24 protein-coding genes are annotated in these 25,333 nt (G+C 66.3%); 1 reads left to right on the top strand and 23 read right to left on the bottom strand.

Features of this window, described 5'->3' with window-relative positions; translation table 11 throughout:
• Window positions 1-96: 96 nt before the first annotated feature.
• From metK to ABZ677_RS14455, 15 genes are all read right to left on the bottom strand, one after another.
• Window positions 97-1,311, bottom strand: a complete 1,215-nt coding sequence (gene metK, locus ABZ677_RS14525; protein ID WP_032397994.1) for a methionine adenosyltransferase — start codon at window positions 1,309-1,311, stop codon at window positions 97-99.
• A 182-nt stretch (window positions 1,312-1,493) separates the two neighbouring features.
• Window positions 1,494-2,744: a bifunctional phosphopantothenoylcysteine decarboxylase/phosphopantothenate--cysteine ligase CoaBC gene (gene coaBC / locus ABZ677_RS14520; RefSeq protein ID WP_037189391.1), complete on the bottom strand. Its 1,251-nt coding sequence runs from the start codon at window positions 2,742-2,744 to the stop codon at window positions 1,494-1,496.
• Window positions 2,745-2,767: 23 nt separating this feature from the next.
• Entirely contained in the window at window positions 2,768-3,073 is a 306-nt protein-coding gene (gene rpoZ / locus ABZ677_RS14515; protein WP_032377808.1) for a DNA-directed RNA polymerase subunit omega, read from the bottom strand.
• Window positions 3,074-3,145: 72 nt separating this feature from the next.
• Window positions 3,146-3,757 (bottom strand): guanylate kinase, encoded by a 612-nt coding sequence (gene gmk / locus ABZ677_RS14510; protein WP_037189392.1) that lies wholly within the window; start codon window positions 3,755-3,757, stop codon window positions 3,146-3,148.
• 5 nt (window positions 3,758-3,762) lie between these two features.
• On the bottom strand, window positions 3,763-4,083 hold the full coding sequence (gene mihF, locus ABZ677_RS14505) for an integration host factor, actinobacterial type (protein WP_027496987.1): 321 nt from the start codon (window positions 4,081-4,083) through the stop codon (window positions 3,763-3,765).
• 209 nt (window positions 4,084-4,292) lie between these two features.
• On the bottom strand, window positions 4,293-5,123 hold the full coding sequence (gene pyrF, locus ABZ677_RS14500) for an orotidine-5'-phosphate decarboxylase (protein WP_037189393.1): 831 nt from the start codon (window positions 5,121-5,123) through the stop codon (window positions 4,293-4,295).
• On the bottom strand, window positions 5,120-8,494 hold the full coding sequence (carB, locus tag ABZ677_RS14495) for a carbamoyl-phosphate synthase large subunit (RefSeq protein ID WP_358370416.1): 3,375 nt from the start codon (window positions 8,492-8,494) through the stop codon (window positions 5,120-5,122). The genes pyrF and carB overlap by 4 nt, the downstream gene beginning before the upstream one ends.
• Complete coding sequence (gene carA / locus ABZ677_RS14490) at window positions 8,494-9,624, bottom strand: glutamine-hydrolyzing carbamoyl-phosphate synthase small subunit (RefSeq protein WP_037189395.1); 1,131 nt, start codon at window positions 9,622-9,624, stop codon at window positions 8,494-8,496. Before carA ends, carB begins: the two co-directional genes overlap by 1 nt.
• On the bottom strand, window positions 9,621-10,127 hold the full coding sequence (locus ABZ677_RS14485; protein ID WP_094634359.1) for a transporter: 507 nt from the start codon (window positions 10,125-10,127) through the stop codon (window positions 9,621-9,623). Before ABZ677_RS14485 ends, carA begins: the two co-directional genes overlap by 4 nt.
• A 4-nt stretch (window positions 10,128-10,131) precedes the next feature.
• Window positions 10,132-11,448 carry a dihydroorotase gene (locus tag ABZ677_RS14480; protein ID WP_358370413.1) on the bottom strand — a complete coding sequence of 439 codons (1,317 nt, stop codon included), beginning with the start codon at window positions 11,446-11,448 and terminating at the stop codon, window positions 10,132-10,134.
• Entirely contained in the window at window positions 11,445-12,458 is a 1,014-nt protein-coding gene (locus ABZ677_RS14475; RefSeq protein WP_358370410.1) for an aspartate carbamoyltransferase catalytic subunit, read from the bottom strand. The genes ABZ677_RS14480 and ABZ677_RS14475 overlap by 4 nt, the downstream gene beginning before the upstream one ends.
• Window positions 12,455-13,042 carry a bifunctional pyr operon transcriptional regulator/uracil phosphoribosyltransferase PyrR gene (gene pyrR, locus ABZ677_RS14470; protein WP_037189399.1) on the bottom strand — a complete coding sequence of 196 codons (588 nt, stop codon included), beginning with the start codon at window positions 13,040-13,042 and terminating at the stop codon, window positions 12,455-12,457. The genes ABZ677_RS14475 and pyrR overlap by 4 nt, the downstream gene beginning before the upstream one ends.
• A 139-nt stretch (window positions 13,043-13,181) precedes the next feature.
• Window positions 13,182-13,736: a transcription antitermination factor NusB gene (gene nusB / locus ABZ677_RS14465; RefSeq protein WP_037189400.1), complete on the bottom strand. Its 555-nt coding sequence runs from the start codon at window positions 13,734-13,736 to the stop codon at window positions 13,182-13,184.
• Between the two features lies 1 nt (window position 13,737).
• Window positions 13,738-14,301 carry an elongation factor P gene (gene efp, locus ABZ677_RS14460; RefSeq protein ID WP_027496978.1) on the bottom strand — a complete coding sequence of 188 codons (564 nt, stop codon included), beginning with the start codon at window positions 14,299-14,301 and terminating at the stop codon, window positions 13,738-13,740.
• A 74-nt stretch (window positions 14,302-14,375) separates the two neighbouring features.
• A complete protein-coding gene (locus tag ABZ677_RS14455) occupies window positions 14,376-15,479 on the bottom strand; it encodes a Xaa-Pro peptidase family protein (protein ID WP_094634356.1) in 1,104 nt (367 codons plus the stop codon).
• Between the two features lie 106 nt (window positions 15,480-15,585).
• Here ABZ677_RS14455 and ABZ677_RS14450 point away from each other — a divergent pair, with 106 nt between their 5' ends.
• On the top strand, window positions 15,586-16,245 hold the full coding sequence (locus ABZ677_RS14450) for a B-4DMT family transporter (RefSeq protein WP_037189402.1): 660 nt from the start codon (window positions 15,586-15,588) through the stop codon (window positions 16,243-16,245).
• 90 nt (window positions 16,246-16,335) lie between these two features.
• Here ABZ677_RS14450 and aroB read toward each other — a convergent pair whose 3' ends face one another.
• The 8 genes from aroB to alaS form a co-directional block, all read right to left on the bottom strand.
• Window positions 16,336-17,448 (bottom strand): 3-dehydroquinate synthase, encoded by a 1,113-nt coding sequence (aroB, locus tag ABZ677_RS14445; RefSeq protein ID WP_358370404.1) that lies wholly within the window; start codon window positions 17,446-17,448, stop codon window positions 16,336-16,338.
• Window positions 17,449-17,462: 14 nt separating this feature from the next.
• A complete protein-coding gene (locus ABZ677_RS14440; protein ID WP_358370401.1) occupies window positions 17,463-18,014 on the bottom strand; it encodes a shikimate kinase in 552 nt (183 codons plus the stop codon).
• Window positions 18,011-19,198, bottom strand: coding sequence for a chorismate synthase (aroC, locus tag ABZ677_RS14435; protein WP_358370398.1), 1,188 nt, complete (start codon window positions 19,196-19,198; stop codon window positions 18,011-18,013). Before aroC ends, ABZ677_RS14440 begins: the two co-directional genes overlap by 4 nt.
• 12 nt (window positions 19,199-19,210) lie before the next feature.
• Window positions 19,211-19,783 carry an A24 family peptidase gene (locus ABZ677_RS14430; RefSeq protein WP_358370396.1) on the bottom strand — a complete coding sequence of 191 codons (573 nt, stop codon included), beginning with the start codon at window positions 19,781-19,783 and terminating at the stop codon, window positions 19,211-19,213.
• A gap of 103 nt (window positions 19,784-19,886) precedes the next feature.
• Window positions 19,887-20,699, bottom strand: a complete 813-nt coding sequence (locus ABZ677_RS14425; RefSeq protein ID WP_037189406.1) for a shikimate dehydrogenase — start codon at window positions 20,697-20,699, stop codon at window positions 19,887-19,889.
• Between the two features lies 1 nt (window position 20,700).
• Window positions 20,701-22,113, bottom strand: coding sequence for an endolytic transglycosylase MltG (locus ABZ677_RS14420; protein ID WP_037189408.1), 1,413 nt, complete (start codon window positions 22,111-22,113; stop codon window positions 20,701-20,703).
• Window positions 22,110-22,640: a Holliday junction resolvase RuvX gene (gene ruvX, locus ABZ677_RS14415; protein ID WP_358370392.1), complete on the bottom strand. Its 531-nt coding sequence runs from the start codon at window positions 22,638-22,640 to the stop codon at window positions 22,110-22,112. The genes ABZ677_RS14420 and ruvX overlap by 4 nt, the downstream gene beginning before the upstream one ends.
• Before the next feature lie 5 nt (window positions 22,641-22,645).
• On the bottom strand, window positions 22,646-25,312 hold the full coding sequence (gene alaS, locus ABZ677_RS14410) for an alanine--tRNA ligase (RefSeq protein ID WP_094634348.1): 2,667 nt from the start codon (window positions 25,310-25,312) through the stop codon (window positions 22,646-22,648).
• Window positions 25,313-25,333 lie beyond the last annotated feature (21 nt).

Below are 25,333 nucleotides of genomic sequence, written 5' to 3'. Positions count from 1 at the left end.
TGCCACCGCACCTCCTCCTCGATTCTCACCCCACACTCGATGTCGGAGCACCGAGCCGGTGCGAGCAGGGTACGTGCAGAACGGTCGAAGCCGAACTCAGAGTCCGGCGGCCTCGCGAAGCTTGCCGGCGCGATCGGTGGACTCCCACGGCAGATCGATGTCGGTGCGGCCGAAGTGACCGTACGCCGCAGTGGGCGCGTAGATCGGTCGGAGCAGATCAAGATCACGAATGATGGCACCGGGACGTAGATCGAACACCTCGCTGATCGCCGCCTGGATACGCGCGGGATCGGTCTTCTCGGTGCCGAACGTCTCGACGAACAACCCGACCGGTGCAGCCTTGCCGATGGCGTACGCCACCTGGACCTCGATGCGATCCGCCAGCCCGGCGGCAACAGCGTTCTTCGCAACCCAGCGCATCGCGTAGGCAGCACTGCGGTCGACCTTGGACGGGTCCTTGCCGGAGAACGCGCCACCGCCGTGCCGTGCCATGCCGCCGTAGGTGTCGACGATGATCTTGCGACCGGTCAGCCCGGCGTCACCCATCGGCCCACCGAGCACGAACTTTCCGGTGGGATTGACCAACAGACGCACATCGGACGTATCCAGCGTCGGCACGTCCAACTCGGCGAGCACCGACCCGAGCACCTTCTCCCGAATATCGGGAGTGAGCAGGTTGTCGAGATCGATGTCGGCCGCGTGCTGAGTCGAGATCACCACGGTGTCGAGGCGAACGGCGTTGTCGCCGTCGTATTCGATCGTCACCTGCGTCTTGCCGTCAGGACGCAGGTACGGCAGCACCCCACTCTTGCGGACCTCGGTCAGCCGCCGAGAAAGCCGGTGCGCCAACGCGATCGGCAACGGCATCAGCTCGGGAGTGTCGGTGTTGGCGTAGCCGAACATCAGTCCCTGATCCCCCGCGCCCTGACGGTCGATCTCGTCGTCGGACAGTCCTTCGACTCGGGCCTCGTGCGAATGATCGACGCCCTGAGCGATCTCGGGAGACTGCGCGCCGATCGCAACGTTGACACCGCAGGAATTTCCGTCGAACCCCTTGGCCGACGAGTCGTACCCGATCTCGAGGACCTTCTCGCGCACGATCTTGGGGATGTCGGCATACGCGGTGGTGTTGACCTCACCCGCGACATGCACCTGACCGGTGGTGACCAGAGTCTCCACGGCCACCCGGGCACGCGGATCCTCCGTCAACAGTGCATCGAGAATCGAATCGCTGATGGCGTCACAGATCTTGTCGGGATGACCCTCTGTGACGGACTCGCTGGTGAAAAGCCGACTACCGGACTTGCTCACGGACTTCCTCTCGACGCATGTTCCTGCCCGACCCGACGCCTCGCGCCGGTCGGGCACTCCACGAAAATTTGACGTTCCCTCGGTGTTATCGCCCCTGCCGGAGCCAGGCAAACCTCTACGGCACTACACGTGGTGCTCAGCACGGTAGCCGGTGCGACATCGCTCGTGCACCCTCGGCATCATCACGGATTCGAACTCGGTCGAGGACTCCGCGCGCCGAGCATCTGCGCTACCGAATCCAGTACGCGGCTCGCGAGCAAGGCTTTGGAGCCCTCGCCGAGTGCAGCCTCGGAACCGTCGGACCCGAGCAACCAGCCGTCGTTGTGGTCCACCTCGAATGCCTTGCCGTCACCGACCGCGTTGACCACGAGCAGGTCACAGCCCTTGCGTTCGAGCTTGGCCCGCGCATAGGTCAGCACGTCTCCGTCCGCGTCTCCGGTCTCGGCGGCGAATCCGACGATGACCGTCGACGATTCGAGTTCTCCGTCGCGGCGAGCGGAAACGAGGCCGGCGAGTATGTCGTCGTTGCGAACCAGCGGGATCGACGACGGCTCGTTGGAACCCTTCTTGATCTTGCTTCCTGCGATGGACTCCGGGCGGAAGTCGGCGACCGCGGCCGCCATCACCACTGCGTCGACACCGACGGCAAGTTTGCGAACGGCGTCCTGCATGTCCGACGCCGTCTTGACGTGCACCACGTCCACCGCGGCCGGCGCGTCGAGGTCGCTGGTGTACCCGGCGACCAGCGTCACCTGGGCTCCGCGTTGCGCGGCCACTCGCGCCAGGGCGTATCCCTGCTTTCCGGAGCTTCGATTGCCCAGAAAGCGGACCGGGTCGAGAGGCTCGCGAGTGCCGCCGGCAGACACCAGAACATGGCGTCCTTCGAGGTCCCGGGGAAGAGCATCCGCTCGCTCGGTCACCAGCATCGAGAGCGCGAAAATCTCGTCCGGCTCCGGCAGCCGACCCGACCCGGTGTCTCGCCCGGTCAGACGACCCGATGCAGGTTCGATCACGTGCGTACCGCGCGAGCGAAGGGTCGCGACGTTCGCGACCGTGGCGGGGTGCTCCCACATCTCCGTGTGCATCGCGGGAGCCAGCACCACCGGACACCGCGCGGTGAGCAGGGTGGCCGTCAGAAGGTCATCGGCACGTCCCCCGGCGATGCGGGCCATGAGGTCCGCAGTGGCGGGGGCGACGACGACGAGGTCCGCCTCCTGACCCAGGCGCACGTGCGGGACTTCCGGCACGTCCGCGAAGACCCCGGTCTGCACCGGTTGCCCGGACAGCGCCTCGAACGTCGCGCGCCCGACGAACTCCAGAGCGGACGCGGTCGGAATCACCCGTACCTGATGCCCGCTCTCGGTGAAACTGCGGATGAGCGAACAACTCTTGTAGGCGGCGATACCTCCGCCGACTCCGACGACAACGTGCAAGTCAGATGTCCTCTGTGAGGTTCTTATTCGCCTTCGGTGTGCTCGAGGAGGTCTGCGTGGATCTCGCGCAGAGCGATCGACAGCGGCTTCTCCTGCAGACCCGGCTCGACCAGCGGTCCCACGTACTCGAGGATGCCGTCACCGAGCTGGTTGTAGTAGTCGTTGATCTGACGCGCACGCTTGGCTGCGTAGATCACGAGGGCGTACTTGGACGAGGTGCGGGCGAGCAGCTCGTCGATGGGCGGATTGGTGATGCCGAGCGGCGTGTCGTAGGCCGGCAGAGCGCTGCGTCCGTCGAAGTCGGAAACGGCCGCTGAAATGCTGCTCACTGATGATCTCCTGAAATTGCATCGTTGGTGCTACGAACTAGCTGGTCGGGGCCTCGTGCGCCGTGAAACTGGTCAGCTGTTGCCGACCGACGACCTACCGACCAACAAGGATACCAACTGTTCGCACGAATGGTCGACATCGGTATTGACAACCACCGTGTCGAACTCGTTCTGTGCGGCCAATTCCACCCGTGCGGTCTCGAGCCTCCGCTCGGTGGCCGCGCTCTCCTCGGTCGCGCGTCCGACCAAGCGAGAGACCAGATCGTCCCACGTCGGCGGTGCCATGAACACCAGCAGAGCCTCGGGCTTGGACACCCGCACGGCACGGGCACCGGCAAGATCGAGCTCGAGCAACACCGGGCTGCCCGCCTCGAGCGCAGCCTCCACGGGTGCAGCCGGAGTCCCCGACCGCTGCAGGCCACCGTGAATGCTCGCCCACTCGAGCAGCTCGTCGTCGGCGATCATCCGATCGAACTCGCCGGCCGACACGAAGTGGTAATCCTGACCGTCCACCTCGCCCGGCCGCGGCGATCGCGTCGTGACCGACACGCTGAAGACCAGCTCGGGCAGCGCCGCGCGCACGAGCCGAACGACACTGGACTTGCCGACGCCGGAGGGTCCGGACAGCACCACCAACCGGCCGCGCTTCGTCTCCGGGACCGAGGTCGCCGCAGCGTCACTCACCGCCGTCAGGCCTCGAAATCGAACTTCGTCAACAGCGCCTTGCGCTGCCGATCGCCGAGACCGCGCAGTCGACGGGTGGGCGCGATCTCCAATTCCGTCATCAACTCCGCGGCCTTGACCTTGCCCACCTTCGGCAGGGCCTCGAGCAACGCGGAGACCTTCATCTTTCCGAGAATCTCGTCCGTCTCGGCATCTTTGAGCACCTGCTTGAGATCGGTGCCGCCGCGCTTGAGGCGCTCCTTGAGCTCGGCGCGCGCTTTCCGTGCGATCGCTGCCTTCTCGAGGGCAGCGGCACGCTGCTCGGGGGTCAACTGGGGAAGGGCCACTGTCGGTTCCTCCGTCTTCTCGTTCTGGGCGGTACGACGCACACGATCGTTGTCGGCACGTCGACCATCGGTGTTCCACTGCCACGGACCGCGGTCGTCGGCGCTCCGCACCGGAGATCCGCACTGTTCGTCGGCAGCGCTAGCGACCGTACCGACGACTCGCGTCCACCGCTAACTCACCCCCGCGTGCCGGAGCGCAGCAGCGTCGACTATGCGAGACCGGCTTCGATCTCGTCGCGTAACCGCATCGCCGCGTCGCGCAATGCCGTCACCGACGGTCCTGCGGCCAGGACACCCCGAGAGGAGTTGGGCAGCAACAGCTCACGCGAATCACGGAAGATCTCCGCGAGATCGGCCACCGTCGCTCCCTGCGCTCCCAGACCCGGCGCGAGTATGGGTCCGGTGTAGTTCGACAGGTCGAGACCATGATCACGAGTGGCACCCACGACCAGGCCCAGCGTGTCGGCATCGATGCGATTACGCGTCGCCGCCGCGTCGACGATCGACTGAGCCACCGACCCGCCGTTCGACGTCGCCGCCTGCTGCAGAGCAGCGCCTTCCGCATTGGAGGTTCGAGCCAGCACGAACAGACCTCGCTGGTGTCGCACTGCACGATCGACCGTCTCCCCCAGTGAATCCACACCCAGGTACGGCGACACCGTGACAGCATCCGAGGACAACGGAGAGTCGGGCTCGAGCCAGGCCTGTGCGTACGCATCCATCGTCGTGCCGATATCGCCGCGCTTGGCATCTGCGATCACCAGGGTGCCCGCGTCGCGCAACACACTGACGGTGCGTTCGAGCACCGCGTACCCGGCAGATCCGTACGCCTCGAAGAACGCCACCTGAGGCTTGACGATCGCCACCTCACCGACGAATGCCTCGACGCAGAGCTCGGCGAACACCTCGAGACCGTCCGCCGAGCGTGGCAACTCCCACGCCTCGAGCAGCGCCGGATGCGGATCGATTCCGACACACAGTCGACCGCGCGCCGCAACCGCGGCGCGCAACCGATCCGACCAACTGCGATGATGACTCACTCCACTCCCCCATTCCCGGGTCGTTCCGCAGGCTCCACTCCCAGCCCCTGCTTCAATCCCGCATGCAGATCCTGCAACGAGCGGACGCCGATTCCGCCGGCGGTTCCGGCTTCGATGCCCTGCACCGCCGCGGACGCGCCCTGCACCGTGGTGATGCACGGAATGTTCTGCGCCACTGCGGCGCTCCGGATCTCGTACCCGTCGACGCGGGGGCCGGAGTTGCCGTACGGGGTGTTGATCACCATGGCGATGTCCCCGGCGAGTATCCGGTCGACGATGGTCCGCTCCCCCTCCGGCACATCCTCACCGGACTGCTTGTAGACCTGCTCACATTTGATTCCGTTGCGCCGCAACACATCTGCGGTACCTTCGGTTGCCAGGATCGTGAAGCCCAGATCTGCAAGCCGCTTCACCGGGAAGATCAGTGATCGCTTGTCCTTGTTGGCCACCGATACGAACACCGCGCCGCCCGCGGGCAACGAGCCGTACGCGGCGGTCTGGCTCTTGGCGAATGCGGTACCGAAATCGAAGTCGATTCCCATCACCTCGCCGGTGGACTTCATCTCGGGGCTGAGCAGGGTGTCCACTCCGGTTCCGTCCGCACGACGGAACCGGTTGAACGGCAACACCGCTTCCTTGACTGCGATCGGGGCACCGGCCGGGACGGTGCCACCGTCCCCGGTCTCGGGCAGGATGCCTGCGGTCCGCAGCTCGGCGATGGTCTCCCCGAGCATCACTCGGGCGCATGCCTTCGCCAGCTGCACGGCAGTCGCCTTGGAGACGAACGGAACGGTGCGGCTCGCACGCGGGTTGGCCTCGAGGACGTACAGGATGTCGTCCTTGAGTGCGTACTGAACGTTGAGCAGGCCGCGCACGCCGATGCCCTTCGCCAGAGCCTCGGTGGACCGTCGGACGTTCTCGATGTCGGTCTTGCCGAGGGTGATCGGAGGCAACGCGCACGCCGAGTCGCCGGAGTGGATACCGGCCTCCTCGATGTGTTCCATGATGCCGCCGATGTAGACCTCGGTGCCGTCGCACAGTGCGTCGACGTCGATTTCGACTGCATCTTCGAGGAACCGGTCGACCAGAACCGGACGGTCGTCCGAGATCTCCGTCGCGTTGGAGATGTACGTGGCGAGCGATGCCTCGTCGTACACGATCTCCATGCCGCGGCCGCCGAGAACGTAGGACGGGCGGACCAGTACCGGGTAGCCGATGCCCGACGCGATCTCACGGGCCCCGTCGAACGTGGTCGCCGTGCCGTACTTGGCAGCGGGCAGCCCTGCCGCGTCGAGGACCTTGCCGAACTCGCCCCGGTCCTCGGCGAGATCGATGGCCTCGGGCGATGTTCCCACGATAGGGACGCCCGCGGCCTTCAGCCGCTTCGCCAGGCCGAGCGGAGTCTGGCCGCCCAGCTGGACGATAACTCCGCGCACCGTGCCCGAGGCGGCCTCGGCCCGGTACACCTCGAGAACGTCCTCGAAGGTCAGCGGCTCGAAGTACAGGCGGTCGGCGGTGTCGTAGTCGGTGGAGACGGTCTCGGGGTTGCAGTTGACCATGACCGTCTCGTAGCCGGCCTCGGACAGCGTCAACGCTGCGTGCACACAGCTGTAGTCGAATTCGATGCCCTGACCGATGCGGTTGGGCCCCGAGCCCAGGATGAGCACCTTGGGCCGGTCCGGCTGCGGGGCAACCTCGGTCTCGGCGTCGGGGTCGAGCTCGTAGGTGCCGTAGTGGTACGGCGTCTTGGCCTCGAACTCGGCGGCGCAGGTGTCGACCGTCTTGTAGACCGGGTGCACGCCGAGCTCGTCGCGCAGCGCACGCACTCCGTCCTCGCCGTCGAGTTCGGGGCGCAGAGCGGCGATCTGGCGGTCGGACAGCCCGTGGTACTTCGCCTGCCGCAGCAGCGCCTCGTCGAATTCGGCCGCCTCGCGAACCTGGACGCCGAGTTCGTGGATCTGCTGGAACTGGTCGAGGAACCACGGGTCGATCTTGGTCGCCTCGAAGAGCTGCTCGAGGGTGGCGCCCATCGCGAACGCCTTCTCGATTCCGTACATCCGGCCGTCCTGAGGAACGGACAGGTCCGCCAGCAGAGCGTCGAGGCTCTCCGCCTCGACCTCGGGGCCGGTCCAGTACCCCGCGCGCTTGGTTTCGAGCGAGCGCATCACCTTGCCGAATGCCTCGGTGAAGTTGCGGCCGATCGACATCGCCTCACCGACGGACTTCATCGTCGTGGTCAGCGTGCCGTCGGCACCGGGGAACTTCTCGAACGCGAATCTGGGTGCCTTGACGACCACGTAGTCCAAGGTCGGCTCGAAGCACGCCGGGGTCTCGCGGGTGATGTCGTTGACGATCTCGTCGAGGGTGTAGCCGATGGCCAGCTTGGCGGCCATCTTCGCGATCGGGTAACCGGTGGCCTTCGACGCCAGCGCCGACGAGCGCGACACGCGGGGGTTCATCTCGATGACGACGAGGCGCCCGTCCGCCGGATCCATCGCGAACTGGATGTTGCAGCCGCCGGTGTCGACGCCCACCTCACGCAGGATGTCGATGGAGAGATCGCGCATCTTCTGGTACTCGCGGTCGGTCAGCGTCATCGCAGGCGCGACGGTCACCGAGTCGCCGGTGTGCACGCCGACGGGATCCACGTTCTCGATGGAACACACGATGACCACGTTGTCGCGGCCGTCGCGCATCAGCTCGAGCTCGTATTCCTTCCAGCCGAGGATGGACTCCTCGATGAGGACGTTCGCCGTGGGCGAGGCCGCGAGCCCGCCGCCGGCGATGCGGGTCAGGTCCTCGTCGTTGTAGGCCAGTCCCGATCCGAGACCTCCCATGGTGAAGGACGGACGTACGACGACCGGGAAGCCGAGCTCGGCGACGGTCTCGCGCACTTCGTCCATCGTGTAGCAGACGGCCGACTTGGCGGATTCACCACCGACCTTGGCGACGATGTCCTTGAACTTCTGTCGATCCTCGCCGCGCTGGATGGCGTCGAAGTCGGCACCGATCAGCTCGACGCCGTGCTTGGTGAGAATGCCCTGATCATGCAGTGCGACAGCGGCATTGAGCGCAGTCTGTCCACCCAGGGTGGCGAGCACAGCTTGGATGGGGTGACCCTGCTCGGCCTCGCGGGCGAAGATCTTCTCGATGAACTCCGCGGTGATCGGCTCGACGTAGGTGGCGTCGGCGAACTCGGGGTCGGTCATGATCGTCGCGGGGTTGGAGTTGACGAGGCTGACGCGGAGTCCTTCCTCGCGCAGCACTCGGCAGGCCTGGGTGCCGGAGTAGTCGAACTCGCAGGCCTGGCCGATGACGATCGGGCCCGATCCGATGACCAGGACGTGGTTCAGGTCTGTGCGGCGTGGCATTACTTCTTCTCCTGAAGGACGCTGGTGAAACGGTCGAAGAGGTAGGCGGCGTCGTGCGGACCCGCCGCGGCCTCGGGGTGGTACTGCACCGAGAAGGCGCTGCCGCCGATCAGTTCGACGCCCTCGACGGTGCCGTCGTTGGCGCAGGTGTGGCTGATCCGGGCGCGGCCGAAGTCGGTGTCGAACTCCTCGCCCGCTTCGCCTTCGAGTGCGAATCCGTGGTTCTGCGCGGTGATCGCGATGCGACCGGTGGTGTGCTCGATGACCGGGATGTTCATGCCGCGGTGGCCGAACTTCATCTTGTAGGTGCCACGGCCCAGTGCCCGCCCGAAGATCTGGTTGCCGAAGCAGATACCGAACAGCGGCAGCTCACGTTCGAGTACCTGCCTGGTCAACGCGACACTGGTGTCGGCCGTGGCCGGGTCGCCCGGTCCGTTGGACAGGAAGACGCCGTCGGGGTTCAGTTCCAGAACCTGCTCGATGGTGGTGTTCGACGGCACCACGTGCACGCGGATACCGCGCTCGGCGAACATCCGCGGAGTGTTGGTCTTGATACCGAGATCGACTGCGACGACGGTGAATCGAGCGTCACCGGACGGCTCGATGGTGTAGCCCGCTCCGGTGGTCACTTCACCGGCGAGGTCGGCACCGAGCATCGACGGCTGGCCGACCACCTGCTCGAGCATCTCGTCCGAGGTGCCGAGCGCGTCACCCGAGAACACTCCCGCACGCATGGAGCCGCGGGTGCGCAGGTGCCGTACCAGGGCGCGTGTGTCGATTCCGGCGATGCCCACGACGTTCTGGGCCTCGAGCTGATCCTGCAGTGTTCCGGTCGAGCGCCAGCTCGAGGTGCGGCGAGCCGGATCGCGGACGACGTATCCGGCCACCCATATCTTGTTGGGATCCTGGGCGCTCGCGGCTTCACCGTCCTCTTGGTTCCAGCCGGTGTTGCCGATCTGCGGCGCGGTCGCGACGACGATCTGTCGGTGGTAGCTCGGGTCGGTGAGTGTCTCCTGGTACCCGGTCATTCCGGTGCAGAACACGGCCTCGCCGAGGGTGCGCCCCTGTGCGCCGAATGTGGTGCCGCGGAATGTCCGGCCGTCCTCCAGAACAAGAACTGCGCTGCTCACGCGGTTTCCTCCTTGGTTTCTCCGGTGGAACTCGCTGTCCACACCGGGTAGATCTGCTTGTCGTCGGCCCTGAAGCCGGTGTCTATCTCGGTCCCCGTCGGCAACTCCCAGCGAATGACCAGGAGCCCGTCCTTGGTCATGACCTTGCCTGCCAACCCGCGTTCGGTGCGGATCGCGCGAATCGATTCGGCCGGAATCCAGATGGGAGATTCGCCGTCTCGGTCGAGCAGAATGCCCTTCTCGTGTCGCGACAGCTCACCGGTGGCGCGGTGGCCGATGTCGCCGACGGCGATGCGGTCCTGCCAGCTCGGCGCGATAGTGCTGCCGACGTACAGGCCTGTGCTGGGCTCGATGTGGGTGGCACCGAGATCCTGGGGCACGGCCGGGAAGTCGCCGATTCGCTCTTCCTGCCGCTTCTGGCGTCCGCGCCAACCCCAGAAGATCAGCGCGATCATCAGCGCCCAGAACAGGATGAATCCGATGACGATGAGAACTCTGTCCACGGCTCTACTCCCCTGCCCTGTTCGCCACGACTCCGCCGCGAACGGTGATTCGTCCGCGCAACAAGGTCGTGGTCACCTTCGAGGAGAAGGTCATGTCCTCGAACGGCGTGTTGTGCGCGACGCTGGCCAGCTTCTTGCCCGAGACGGTCCAGCTCGCATTCGGGTCCACCAGCGTGAGATTGGCGATCTCGCCGACTTCGATGGGCCGCCCCTGATCGGCCAATCCGACGATCCGAGCGGGACGCTCGCTCATCACCCGCGCCACGCCGCGCCAATCGAGCAGTCCCGGGGTCACCATCGTGTCGACGACGATGGACAGTGCGGTTTCGAGCCCGAGCATCCCTGGACGGGCGATCGAGAACTCACAGCACTTGTCCTGTTCGGCATGCGGAGCGTGATCGGTTGCCACACAATCGATCACACCGTCGGCCAAGCCCTTGCGCAGGGCCTCGACATCGGACTTCTCACGCAGCGGCGGGTTCACCTTGTTGATCGCGTCGTACGTCTCGAGCCGCGAATCGTCCAGCAGCAGGTGGTGCGGAGTGACCTCGGCGGTGATCGAAATGCCCTGTCCGCGTGCCCACTTCATCAACTCGACGGTTCCCGCGGTGGACGCATGGCAGATGTGCACTCGCGCACCGGCGTCCCGGGCCAGCAGCGCGTCCCGTGCGACGATCGATTCCTCTGCCGCGCGCGGCCAACCGGCCAGTCCGAGCCGCGCCGCAGTGGGCCCCTCGTGTGCGACGGCACCGACGGTGAGCCTGGGCTCCTCGGCGTGCTGAGCGATGAGCACACCGAGTGAACTCGAGTACTCCAGCGCTCGACGCATGATCAGTGGATCGTCGACGCAGTGACCGTCGTCCGAGAACATCTTCACCCGGCCGATTCCCGCTGCCATCGTGGCCATCTCGGCGAGCTGCTTGCCCTTCAAACCGACGGTGATCGCACCCACCGGGTGGACATCGACGAGGCCGACTTCCTGTCCCCGACGCCAGACGTGATCGGTGACCACCACCGAGTCGGCAACCGGATCGGTGTTCGCCATCGCGAACACGGCGGTGTAGCCGCCCAGAGCCGCTGCTGCCGAACCGGATTCGATCGTTTCGGTGTCCTCGCGTCCGGGCTCGCGCAGGTGCGTGTGCATGTCGACGAATCCGGGCAGCAGAATCTGGCCGCGGGCTTCGATCACCTCGGCACCGTCGGCGTCGAGGTCCGAACCGATTCCGACGATTTCTTCGCCGGTGATCAGCACGTCGGTTTCGAGTCCCTCGCCGTACAGCAGCACGCCGCGGAGCAGAACGGAGGTCGCAGGCGCGTTCACGATGCACCCCCGTCCGAACCGACCAGCAATCGGAACAGCACCGCCATCCGCACGTGAACTCCATTCGTAACCTGTTGCAGAACTGCAGTTTTCGGAGAATCGGCCACCGAGGACGCGATCTCCATACCGCGAAGCATCGGACCCGGGTGCAGTACGACGGCATGCTCGGGCAGCAGGTCGAGCCGGCGCTGCGAGAGCCCGTACGTGATCGAGTACTCACGAGCGGAGGGGAAGAACCCGCCGTTCATTCGCTCGGCCTGCACTCTGAGCATCAACACCGCGTCCAGACCGGGCAGTTCGGCGTCGATGTCGTGCGAGACCCGCACCGGCCAGCCGGTCACTCCGACGGGAAGCAGGGTCGGTGGTGCGATCAGCACCACCTCGGCACCGAGCTTGGCCAGCAGGATTGCGTTCGAGCGCGCCACCCGGCTGTGCAGAATGTCGCCGACGATCGCGACTCGTCGGCCGGCGATGTCTCCGAGTCGTTGGCGAACCGTCAGGGCGTCGAGCAGGGCCTGGGTGGGATGTTCGTGGGTACCGTCACCGGCATTGATCACCGCGGGGCCGCCACCAGGAGTGGAGCCTGTGGAACGACCGTCGAGGCCAGGAGTGGAGCCTGCGGAACGACCGTCGAGACCGGCTCCTTGATCGGCGGTCCACTGGGCGATCTGGTGAGCGGCACCCGATGCCGGGTGCCTGACGATGAGCGCATCCGCACCGGCGGCGCGCAGCGTCATCGCGGTGTCGCGCAGGGACTCACCCTTCGACACCGACGAGCTGCTGGCGCTGACGTTGATGACGTCGGCGCTCATCCACTTGCCTGCCACCTCGAAAGAGACGCGGGTACGCGTCGAGTTCTCGAAGAACACCGTCATGATGGTGCGTCCGCGCAGTGTCGGGAGTTTCTTGACTTCGCGGCCGAGAAGCGCCTGCTCGAATCGTTCGGCTTCGTCGAGAAGCTCCGTGGCCGATTCGGCCGTCAGGTCGGCGACCGAGAGCAAATGCTTCATCGAGCGGATCCTCCCTCGGACAGGCTGACCCCGTCGCGGCCGTCGTGTTCGGAGAGCAGCACCGAGACGTCCTCGGTGCGGGCTGTGGGTACGTTCTTGCCGACGTAGTCCGCACGAAGCGGGAGCTCGCGGTGGCCGCGGTCGATCAGGACTGCGAGCTGCACGGCGCGAGGGCGGCCGAGGTCACGAAGAGCGTCGAGCGCGGATCGGACGGTTCGTCCGGAGAACAGCACGTCGTCGACCAGTACGACGAGTGCGTCGTCGACACCGCCTGCGGGCACCGACGTGCGTTCGAGCGGACGGTGCGGCTTGTTCCGCAGATCGTCGCGGTAGAGGGTGATGTCGAGGGACCCGAGCGGAGGACGCACACCGGAGAATGCCTCGATACGTTCGACGAGTCGCTCCGCCAACGTGGTTCCGCGAGTGGGAATGCCGAGTAGCACCACGCGCGGCGAGTCCGCGGCATCGAGGGCCGTCTTCTCGATGATCTGATGGGCCATGCGGGAGATGGTGCGTCCCACATCGGCCGAGGACAGCAATTCGCGAACGGCGGGGTTCGCGGGCGAGCTTTCGGGCGCAGGCAAACTACGACCTCCTTCTCCGCCTCTCTGGACGGATCGTTAAAGGATGTCTGACAAGAACTGCGTAGAGCCTAGCAACGCTCTGCGAACCATGACCAGCAGGCTCGCAGAGCGTTCGGTCACACGGGCGTCGAACGTCCGATCACTGCTCGGCGTCGACCGACGCTGCACCGGACGCGTCGGACTGCGTACGGCTGGAGACCGCCGCGGCCGCGGCGCGTACCTGCGGCGCGACCAGGACGATCTGACCCAGCACGCCGTTGACGAAGCCTGGCGAGTCGTCGGTGGACAGCTGTTTGGCCAGCTCGACGGCCTCGTCGACAGCGACGACCGGTGGCACGTCGGTGGCGTGGAACAACTCCCACACCGCAACGCGGAGGATGGCCCGGTCGACTGCAGGCAGACGGGTGAGCGTCCAGTCCTTGAGGTGATCGGCGATCACGCCGTCGAGTCGATCGAGATTCTCGGCGACGCCCTCGACCAAGGTCGAGGTGTAATCACTGACGGGAGCGATCGTGTCGTCGCCGCGTGCGAGTTCGATGCGCTCGGTGGTCAGGTCGACCGGGTCGACGTTGCGCGCCTCCGCCTCGAACAGAAAGTCCACCGCACGCTTGCGGGCCTTGTGGCGCGCACCGAGCTTCTTCGCACCGGGAGCACCGTTCTGCGAGGCGGAGGATGTCGACTTCTTCGATGACACGTTAGGAGTTCACACGCCCGAGGTAGTTTCCGTCACGCGAATCGACCTTGAGCTTGTCGCCGGTGTTGATGAACAGCGGCACCGAGATCTCGGCTCCGGTCTCGAGGGTCGCAGGCTTGGTGCCGCCGGTGGAGCGATCGCCTTGCAGGCCGGGATCGGTGTGCTTGACCTCGAGCTCGACGGTGACGGGAAGCTCGACGTACAGCGGAACACCCTCGTGCATGGCGACCTGAACGCGCAGGTTCTCGAGCAGGAAGCGCGCGCCGTCACCGACGGTGGCCTCACCGATCGAGAGCTGGTCGTAGGTGTCGGCGTCCATGAACACGTAGTCGCTACCGTCGTGGTAGAGGTACGTCATGTCGCGGCGGTCGACCGTTGCGGTCTCGACCTTCACACCGGCGTTGAACGTCTTGTCGACGACCTTGCCCGAGAGCACGTTCTTGAGCTTGGTCCGCACGAATGCGGGCCCCTTGCCGGGCTTGACGTGCTGGAATTCGATGATCGACCACAGCTGGTTCTCCAGGTTGAGAACCAGTCCGTTCTTGAAATCGCTGGTGGAAGCCACTTGCTTCGCGTCTCCTCAATCGTTTGTGCGCGTGACGCGCCGTCGGTCACGTGCGGGATTCGCTCCCGCCCGCGCTAGACGGACGTGAGTTCCTTGCTTGTCAGGGTGAGCAGTTCCGAACCCCCGTCGCGAACGACGAGTGTGTCCTCGATCCGAACGCCGCCGCGACCGGAGAAGTAGACACCCGGCTCGACGGTGACCGCTGCACCGCTCAGCAGTGTACCGGTGCTCGTCTTCGCGATTCCCGGCGCTTCGTGGATTTCCAGGCCGACGCCATGGCCGAGCCCGTGCAGGAAGTACTCCCCGTACCCTGCGTCCTCGATCACCGAGCGCGACGCCGCGTCGACCGAAGCGGTATTCACCCCTGGTGCCAGCGCCTCTCGCCCGGCCGTCTGGGACCGCTGAACCAACTCGTACAGGTCGCGCTGCCACTGCGCGGGCGTCCCGATGACGAAGGTCCGTGTCATGTCCGAGTGGTAACCGCCGACGAGTGCACCGAAGTCGAGCTTGACGAAGTCGCCGTCGGCAAGCACCGCATCGGTGGGCCGGTGATGCGGGACCGCCGAGTTGGCTCCGGCTGCGACGATGGTCTCGAACGAGATCGCATCGGCACCGTGGTCGAGCATCGACGACTCCAGCTCGCGGGCGACCTCCCGCTCGGTCCGGCCGGCACGGATACCGCCTCCACCGATCAATCGAGCCAGAGCGTCATCGGCGGCGCGGCAGGCGTCTCGGAGCAACCCCACCTCGAACTCGTCCTTGACCATGCGCAACGACTCCACGACACCCGGTGCACGTACCAACTCCGCAGCGCCGTCGAGCTCGGACCACGCGCGATGAGCGTCGACGGTCACCACATGGCTCTCGAAACCCACTCGACCGCCGCGGCCGGACGAACCCGAACGAAGCAGATGCACCGCGGACGCCCGGTCGATCTCGGCCCGCAGATCCGGAACCTGCTCGGCCACCTGAGTGACGTACCGGCCGTCGGTGCAGATGACCGTCCGATCCTCGTCACCGGGCGAGTCGGCCACCGAGACCAGCAATGCCGCGTTCGAGCCGGTGAAGCCCGTCAGGTATCGGACGTTGAGAAGATCGGTGATCAACATCGAATCGAGTCCGTCGGCGGCCAACAGTTCTCGTAGGGCACCACGACGGGCACCGAAATCGGCAGGCATGCCGTCGACATTACCGTTCGTTTCACAGGCCCCATTTCAGTCGACCGGGTCATCGAACGTGTGGGCCGCGACACATGAACTTCGACGTGCGGATATGCTGTGCCGCATGACTGGGTGGGCAGTGCGTGGCATAAGTATGGGATTGGTCAACGTCGTGGTTCGACTGCTGCTGGGGGCAGCTGTGTCGATGTGGCCGCTGAGCGGATCGGCACTGCGCTGGGTGGCATACGCCCTCGTGCTGCTCATCATCATCGTGTGGGCCGGCATCGACGGAATCCGCGACCGACGTAAGCACCCCGACCCCGAAGACGGCGAGGACCTGACCATGGTCTGGCTCAAAGCCGCTGTGGTCGGTGGACTGCTCGGCGGTCTCCTGAGCTGGATCGTCGACTTCTTCGTCGACTTCAGCCTGGGCCAGAACGGATTGGTCTTCGAGCTCACCTCCGGAGCCGCGTTCACGATTCTCACCATCTTCATCGCCGCCAGCGTCGCGGTGTTCGTGGGACGACAGATCGTGAACCGCGAGGCCAAGAAGAAGTTGGCCACATCGGACGCCGAACGCGCGCACGACCGCCAACTGGTCAATGCCGGCCAGGAGAATGGGTCGGGTCGGGCACAGGCGACGCAGGCCGAGCCCACGCGTTCGGAACCTCAGTGGGCTCCCGAGCACGGCGAAGCCGACACCGAGGTGTTCTCGGCGGTGGACGCGGACGGCAAGCCGCGGCTGGACAAGCGCGGCAGGCACGGCAGCGCCGACGGTTCCTGAACTCCCCCACATCGACCTACGGGCGGTGATCGACGCTGTATGCGTCGATCACCGCCCGTTGTCATCGGGCCCCGAGTGGGGCCGACGGCGTCACAACAGAATGGCCGACCCACCTGTGGCCGGGGCCTCGCGACCGACCGCGGAGAATGCTGCGACGAGCAGTGCCGGATCCGGACCCTCGAGCCGTCCGGGCTTGGCCAGACCGTCCAGAACGACGAATCGCAGCAGCCCGGCCCGGTTCTTCTTGTCCGTCTGCATGCCCTTGAGCAGATCCGAGAACGCATGCTCGTCGTAGGTGACCGGCAAGCCGACCGATTCGAGAATCGAACGGTGGCGGTCGGCAGTGGCGTCGTCCAGGCGACCGGCCAGGCGTCCGAGCTCGGCCGCGAACACCAGACCGACCGACACCGCGGCGCCGTGACGCCAGCGGTACTGCTCCCGCCGCTCGATGGCGTGCGCGAGCGTGTGTCCGTAGTTCAGGATCTCGCGCAGGTTCGACTCACGCAGATCGGCCGCAACGACCTTCGCCTTGACCTCGACCGAGCGCCGGATCAACTCCGGCAGAACGTCACCGGTCGGATCGAGCGCCGCGGCAGGATCGGCCTCGATGATGTCCAGAATCTTCGGATCGGCGATGAACCCGGTCTTGATCACCTCGGCCAGGCCCGAGACGATCTCGTTCTTCGGGACGGTCTCGAGCGTGGCCAGATCGATCAACACGGCGGCGGGTTCGTGGAAGGAACCGACGAGGTTCTTGCCCGCATCGGTGTTGATGCCGGTCTTGCCGCCCACGGCCGCGTCGACCATGGCCAGCAGCGTCGTCGGGACGTGGACGATACGAACTCCGCGCATCCAGGTCGCTGCCACGAATCCGGCCAGGTCCGTTGCCGCTCCGCCGCCCAGACTGACGATGGCGTCACTGCGGGTGAGACCGATTCGGCCGAGAACTTCCCAGCAGAACCCGGCCACTGCCAGATCCTTACCGTCCTCGGCATCCGGGATTTCGATGCGGTGAGCGTCGATTCCCTTGTCCGCCAACGCAGCTCGTACCGCCTCCGCGGTCTCCGCCAGCGGAGGTTGGTGGAAGATCGCCACGGCGGCCGTTCCGGCGAGCTCGTCGACGAGGTCCGTCAACAGACCTCGGCCGATGATCACCGGGTACGGGTTGGCAGTCTCGACCTGGACGCGTACTGGCTCTGTCATCGAATCACCTTCATCTACTGGGGGTTTCTCTCGTTCGCATTGCGCCCGGGAACAGGGGCGATGGCCGTCAGCTTCGCCACCAACTGGCCCACGACCCGAGCGGGACTGCGACTGTCGGTGCGCACTCGCACCGTGGCCACCGATCGATAGAGAGGTCGGCGATGCCGCATCAGTTCCTGGTACTTCGCACGCGGATCAGGACCGGCGAGCAACGGCCGAACCGTGTTCGCACCGGTACGCCGAAGCCCTTCGGCCACGCTGATCTCCAGGTACACCACGGTGTGCCCGGACAGCAGGGCGCGGGTCGCGGGCGACAGCACAGCACCACCACCGAGGGAGACGATCCCGTCGTGCGAGGCCAAAGCACCGGCGACTATCCGCTCCTCGATCTGCCGAAAGGCCAGTTCGCCGTCGTGCGAGAAGATATCGGCGATCGTACGACCGGTGTCTCGCTCGATGGCCACATCGGTGTCGAACAGGTCCAAGTCGAGAGCCTGTGCGAGCCGTCGACCGATCGTCGACTTCCCTGCTCCCGGCGGTCCGACGAGGACCGCGTACGGGGTCATCGTGGAGGTCGGGCGGCGGTGCCCTTCACGTAGTGGTCGACGTTGCTCGTCGTCTCCGCCAGCGAGTCCCCACCGAACTTCTCCAACGCTGCCTGCGCGACCACGAGGGCGACCATCGTCTCGGCCACGACACCGGCGGCCGGGACAGCGCAGACGTCCGAGCGCTGATGAATGGCCACTGCCTCGTCTCCGGTCGTCATGTCGACCGTTGCCAACGCGCGCGGGACCGTGGAGATGGGCTTCATCGCCGCCCGCACTCGCAGTGCCTCACCGTTGGTCATACCGCCCTCGATGCCGCCTGCCCGGTTGGTCGAGCGCAACACACCGTCCGGGCCGGGCTTGATCTCGTCGTGGGCGACGCTTCCGCGTCGACGCGCGGTCTCGAAGCCGTCCCCGATCTCGACCCCCTTGATGGCCTGGATACCCATCAGGGCTGCTGCCAGCCTGGCATCGAGCTTGCGTTCTCCGGAGACGAACGATCCGAGGCCGACGGGGAGGCCGTGCACGACGACCTCGACGACGCCGCCGAGGGTGTCGCCGTCCTTCTTCGCTGCTTCGATCTCGGCGATCATCGATTCTTCGGCGGCCTTGTCGAAGGCACGCACCGGGGAGGCGTCGATCGCATCGAGGTCGGCACCTGCGGGCGGCGGTCCGACGTACGGGTCGGATGCCCCGATCGTGATCACATGGGACACGACCTCGACTCCGAATGCCTGCTTCAGGAACAGACGGGCGACGGTGCCGATGGCGACCCGAGCCGCGGTTTCACGTGCGCTGGCACGTTCGAGTACCGGACGAGCGTCGTCGAAGCCGTACTTGAGCATTCCGGAGAAGTCGGCGTGGCCGGGCCGGGGCCGCGTCAACGGGGAGTTGCGGGCGAGATCCGCGAGCACGGCGTCGTCGACGGGGTCGGCCGACATCACCTGCTCCCACTTGGGCCACTCGGTGTTGCCGACCTCGATCGCGACCGGACCACCCATGGTGCGCCCGTGGCGGACACCGCCGGTGAGGGTCACTTTGTCGGCCTCGAACTTCATGCGGGCACCACGGCCGTAGCCGAGGCGACGACGAGCGAGTTGAGAGGCAATGTCGTCCGAGGTCACCTCTACTCCCGCGACCATTCCTTCGAGAATGGCGACGAGAGCGGGTCCGTGGGATTCTCCGGCAGTTATCCAGCGCAGCACTCGAACATCTTTTCACGCCAGGGACGCCGCGGATGCCAGCAGGGTGGCCGCGCACATGGACGGGCCGTGCGGGATGCGGGCTCGCCCGTGCCCGAACGCCGCGGCGATCGTCCCCACCACGGCAGTTGCCACCGGTGCCGACAGCGCGGCGATCGCCCATCCTCCCCCGCCGCCGACGCACGCGATCGATCCGACCGACCAGGCGAGTTTGACGTCGCCCGCGCCGAACGCCGCGGGCGCGAGAAGGTGAACGACCAGGTAGATCGCGAACAGCAGAGCGCCGCCCAGCAGCGCCTTCGCGGAACCGGTGAGCACGAGCGCGACCGTCACGAGAATCGCCCCGGGGACGGTCAGGGCGTTCGGCAACCGGCGTCGCTGCAGGTCGACCGCGCTGAGTGCGGCGAACCACCAGGTCGTCGCGCACAACGGAACCGCGTACTCGGTACCGCCGAACCGCCACCAGACCCATCCGGTGCCGATCGCAGACAGCAGCGGCAGGAGCCGAGGATTCCATCGGATCAGGCACCGGCGCATCGTCAGCCCGGCAACGGCACCGACCACGACCGCACCACACACAATCGTCACGATCGAAGGGTTGCACCGAGGCGGCGACCGGTTGCGGCGAAAGCCCAGGTGGGACATTGCCCTGTGCACAACTCGGTGCCTGTGGACTACCGCCGGCTCGAACTCACAACACGGTGAACAGCGCGTCCCGCATGATCGCTCGCGGCGCCGGCCTGCCGGTGAACTGTTCCACCTGCCCGTACGCCTGATTGAGCAGCATCGACAATCCGCTGATGACGGTTCCACCGGCAGCGTCCACGGCAGTTGCCAGGGGCGTCGGCCACGGATCGTAGATGGCGTCGAGGACCAGGGGCGCATGGGCGAGATCCGACGCGATATCCGCCGCTCCGGCCGCGGGGACGGTGCTGACCAGCACAGCGGACTCCGCTGCGACGGTGGCAAGACGTGGGTCGGTCATCTCTGCGAACTCTGCGCGCATCCCCGCGGCGACGGCGCAGTCCAGTGTGTCCCGGGCGCGATCGGCCGACCGCGCGACGACGGTGACCGCAGTCGCGCCGAGTCCGGCCAGCGCGACGATCGCCGGCCTCGACGTTCCTCCTGCGCCGACCACCGTCACGGTGCGACCGGACAGGTCCTCGACTCCGGCGTCACGCAGAGCACCCACGATTCCGTCGACGTCCGTGCAGTCGGCGCGCCAACCCGACGCAGTGCGCACCAGGGTGTTCGCCGAGCCGGCCAGCACTGCCCGGGCGGTCCGCTCGGTCGCGTACGCCAGAGCCGCAACCTTGCCCGGCATGGTGACCGACACGCCGACCCATTCCGGACCGAAACCGTCGAGCAGGCCGGGCAACTGCTCGCCGGTGCAGTCGATGCGCTCGTAGGTCCAGTCGGCGAGGCCGAGCGCGCGGTACGCAGCACAGTGCAGCACCGGCGACTTCGAGTGTTCGACAGGGCTACCCAGAACGGCGGCGCGCACGTCAGCGGCCGCTGTCGAGGAAGCCGCCCTCGACCTTGGTGATGTTCGCCAGGTGTTCCTCGTAGCTGCGGGTGAACAGGGTTTCGCCCGCCTGGTTGATGGTCACGAAGTACAGCCAGTCACCGTCGGCAGGCATCTCGACCGCCTGCACCGCCCCGATACTCGGCGAGGAGATCGGGGTTGCCGGCAGCCCCTCGCTGGCATAGGTGTTCCACGGGGTGACGCGGGCGCGGTCGGCGTCGGTGGTGGCCACCTCGGTCGTATCGAGCGAGTAGTTGACCGTCGAATCGAACTCGAGCTTCTGCGGCACGGCGAGGCGATTGAGGATCACCCGGGCCACCTTGCTGAAGTCCTGCGGCAGCGACTCACGCTCGACGAGCGACGCGGCGACGAGGGTGTCGTACGGAGTCAGCCCGGAGTTGGTGCCCGCGGTGAGGATTCCGGTGTCCTCGTAGCGGGTCGCACTCTCGGACACCAACTGCTTCAGAATGTCGGTCGGAGTCGCGCTGGGGTCGAAGTCCCAGGTTCCCGCGGCGATCAGGCCTTCGAGCTGCCGATCGCGGTCCGGGACTCCCTCGACGCGATCGGTGGCCCAGTCGGGAACGCCCAGGGCAGCCGGGTCGTCCACAGCGCCTGCCACGTTGAGGTCGTCGTAGCTCACGCACGTGGGGGTTCCACTACCGGTTCGGTCCACGCAGCTGGCCTCGGAGATCAGGGTGTAGATGCCCTTCTTCACGGCACCGGTGTTCACGTCGCGCGCGTCGTGCAGCTGGCGGCCCTCCGAGATCACCATGTTGCCCACTCGGGATGCGGGGTCGACGAGTTGACCCACGGCCTGCGAGGCAGGCACGTTGCTGGTGAGCAGATAGAAGCCGGGTTGAACCGAGGTGATGGCGTTGTTCAGAAGCGCTGCTTCGAGGAACGCCCCCGAGCTGGCCACCACACCCTTGTCCGCTGCCTGGGTACCGATCTGTTGCGCGGTGTCGTTGGGATGAACCTGAATCACCACACCGTCACCCGGCGAACCTGCGGTGAAATCGGCGTTCGGTGTCGTGCGATTGCCGAATTTGTTCACCGCGAAATACCCTCCGCCCGCCACTGCCACGATCAGAACGAGCCCGAGCACCAGAGCCACCAGCCGGCCGCGACGCTTACGGCTGGACGCAGCTCGGTCCTTGCGGGTCGCGGCGCGGCTGCGACCGACCTCCTGTGGCACCGCTGCGCGCTCGGCCTCGTGACCGGGCTCCCGGTCTGCGTTGCGAGAGGCCCGAGGGTGCGGCTCCTGACGCTGCGGATGGCCCTGCATGCTGCGGTGGAACTCACTGCCCTCGTCCACGCGATAGCCGATCGGGTCGGTGTGCGCCTCGTCCGAGCGCGCATCTCGCCGGTCCCGATCGGACCCTTCGTAGTTCACTCGTCGACCTCCGTCGATCCTGAATTGTTCGCTGCACGTTCCGATACGGCACGGCGCTCGTCGAGCCAGCCCTGCAGTATCGCCACCGCCGCAGCCTGATCGATCACCGATCGTTGGTTCTTGGCTCGCACTCCACTGTCCCGTAGCGCGCGCGAAGCACTCACGGTAGTCAGTCGCTCGTCGGCCATCCGAATCGGCACATCACCCAACCGCCGGTGCAGGGAACGGCCGAATCTCTCGGCTGCGTCGACCGCACTGCCGCGCTCTCCGCGCAGCGTCCGAGGCAGCCCGATCACGATCTCGACGGCTTCGTATTCGGCGACGATCTCCGCCACACGCACCACGTCCGGCGCGTCGGGACCCTTGATCTTCGATCGCGGCACGGTTTCGACCGGCGTGGCGAGCACGCCGTCGGGATCGCTCGAGGCGATGCCGATGCGGACACTACCGACGTCGATGCCGATACGACGGCCGCGACCGGGATCGTCGACGCCCGGCCGATCGGGGCCGCGCCCCTGAGCTACCACGATCGTCAGTGCGTGAGTTCGGTCAGTCGAGCCCGGGCGGCGTCGATACCGGCTGCGATTCCGGCGACGTCCGATCCCGACCCCTGTGCCAGCTCGGGCTTGCCGCCGCCTCGGCCACCGATGCTCGGACCGAAGGCCGCCACGAGATCGCCTGCCGCGATGCCCGCATCCTGAGCTGCCTTGTTGGTCGAGACCACGAACGGGACCTTGCCGTTCACGGTGCCGAACAGCACCACCACGGCCGGATCCGCGCCCAGCCGGCCTCGGATATCGGTCACCAGGGTGCGCAGGTCGTTGCCGCCGACACCGTCGGGTGCCTGCGCGATCACCGCCCGCAGGTCGCCGAACCGCTCGGCCTTTCCGACGAACTCGCCCGCCGAGGCCAGCACGGCAGCGGCCTTGACCGCGTCGAGTTCCTTCTCCGCGACACGCAGACGCTCGACGAGGGTCTCGATGCGAGCCGGGACCTCCTCGGACGGCACCTTCAGCGAGGACGCGATGCCGGCCAGCAGCGCGCGTTCCTTGGCGAGATAGCGGTAGGAATCGAGGCCGACGAATGCTTCGACTCGGCGCACTCCCGAGCCGACCGATGATTCACCGAGAATGGTGACCGGGCCGATCTGCGACGAGTGCTGCACGTGCGTACCACCGCACAGTTCCATCGAGAACGGTCCGCCGATCTCGACGACGCGCACTTCGTCGCCGTAGTTCTCGCCGAACAGGGCCATCGCGCCCATCTTCTTGGCACTGTCGAGGTCGGTGACCATGGTGTTGACCGCGAAGTCCGAACCGACCGCATCGTTGGCGACATTCTCGATGTCGTCGCGCTGCGCCTCCGAGAGCGCGCCCTGCCACGAGAAATCGAAGCGCAGGTAGCCGGGCTTGTTGAGCGATCCGGCCTGGGTCGCGTTGGGCCCGAGGACCTGTCGCAGCGCCGCGTGCACCATGTGGGTACCCGAGTGGCCCTGAGTGGCACCCTTGCGCCACGCGTGGTCGACGTCGACGTGCACGGTGTCGCCTTCGGTGATCTGACCCGACTCGACCACGGACTTGTGCGTCCAGACCTTCTTGGCGATCTTCTGCACATCGTTGACCTTGACGCCGAGGCCCGGTGCGGTGATGGTGCCGATGTCGGCGATCTGACCACCTGACTCGGCGTAGAGCGGGCTGCGGTCGAGGATGATCTCGATGCTCTCGCCCGCAACCGCGGTCGGAACGCGAACACCGTTCTTGATCAAGGCCAATACCGTTGCCTCGGAGCCGAGTTCGTCGAATCCGGTGAACTCGGTCGGCGAACCGTCGACGAAATCCTTGTAGACCGTCAGGTCTGCGTGTGCGTGCTTGCGGGCGCGGGCGTCGTCCTTGGCCCGGGTGCGCTGCTCGGCCATCAGCGACCGGAATCCGTCCTCGTCGACAGACAGGCCTGCCTCGGCGGCCATCTCGAGTGTCAGATCGATCGGGAACCCGTAGGTGTCGTGCAGCGCGAATGCTTCTGCGCCGCCGATCTTCTTCGCGCCCGACGCCTTGACCGCCTCGGCGGCACCCTCGAACAGCCGCGAACCCGAGGTGAGGGTCTTGAGAAACGCCGTCTCCTCCCCCACTGCGACGGTGAGGATGCGATCGAAGTCGGTGACGAGGTTCGGGTAGGACTCGGCCATCGTGTCGCGCACGACGGTGACGAACTGCGCCATCGTCTCGTCCGGGGCACCGAGCAGGCGTGCCGATCGCACGATGCGGCGCAGCAGTCGGCGCAGTACGTAGCCTCGCCCGTCGTTACCGGGGTTGACGCCGTCGGAGATCAGCAGCGCGGCGGTGCGGGCGTGATCGGCGATGACGCGGAAGCGCACGTCGTCGTCGTGGTTGGCACCGTAGGCGCGTCCCGAGAGCTCCTCGGCCTTGGCGATCACCGGCCGGACGAGATCGGTCTCGTAGACGTTGTCCACGCCCTGCAGCAGGAAGGCGACGCGCTCGACGCCCATACCGGTGTCGATGTTCTGCTTCGGCAGCGGACCGAGGATCTCGAAGTCGTCCTTGCTGATTCCCTTGCCGCGTTCGTTCTGCATGAACACCAGGTTCCAGATCTCGATGTACCGATCCTCGTCGGCCTCGGGACCACCCTCGGCACCGAACTCGGGTCCACGGTCGTAGTAGATCTCCGAGCACGGGCCGCAGGGGCCGGGAATGCCCATGGACCAGTAGTTGTCGGCCATTCCTCGACGCTGAATCCGCTCGTCGGGCAGGCCTGCGATCTCCTTCCAGAGTTCGATCGCCTCGTCGTCGTCGAGATATGCAGTGGCCCAGATGCGCTCGGGGTCGAACCCGTACCCACCGTCCTCCACGCTGTCGGTCAGCAGTGACCAGGCGTGCCGAATCGCGTCGCGCTTGAAGTAGTCACCGAACGAGAAGTTGCCGGCCATCTGGAAGAACGTGTTGTGGCGGGTGGTGATACCGACGTTCTCGATGTCGAGGGTGCGCACGCACTTCTGGACACTCGTCGCCGTCTTGTACGGCGGCGTCTGCTGACCGAGGAAGAACGGCACGAAGGGAACCATGCCCGCGTTGACGAACAGCAGGTTCGGGTCGTCGAGGATCAACGACGCACTGGGTACTTCGGTGTGCCCCGCCTTCACGAAATGGTCGAGGAAACGCCTGCGGATCTCATGGGTCTGCACTGATACAGGTTAGCGTCCGAG

The organism is Rhodococcus sp. NPDC006774 (assembly GCF_040636045.1).
In the GTDB taxonomy this organism is placed as follows: domain Bacteria; phylum Actinomycetota; class Actinomycetes; order Mycobacteriales; family Mycobacteriaceae; genus Rhodococcoides.
This window is presented reverse-complemented; position numbering and strand designations above follow the sequence as displayed.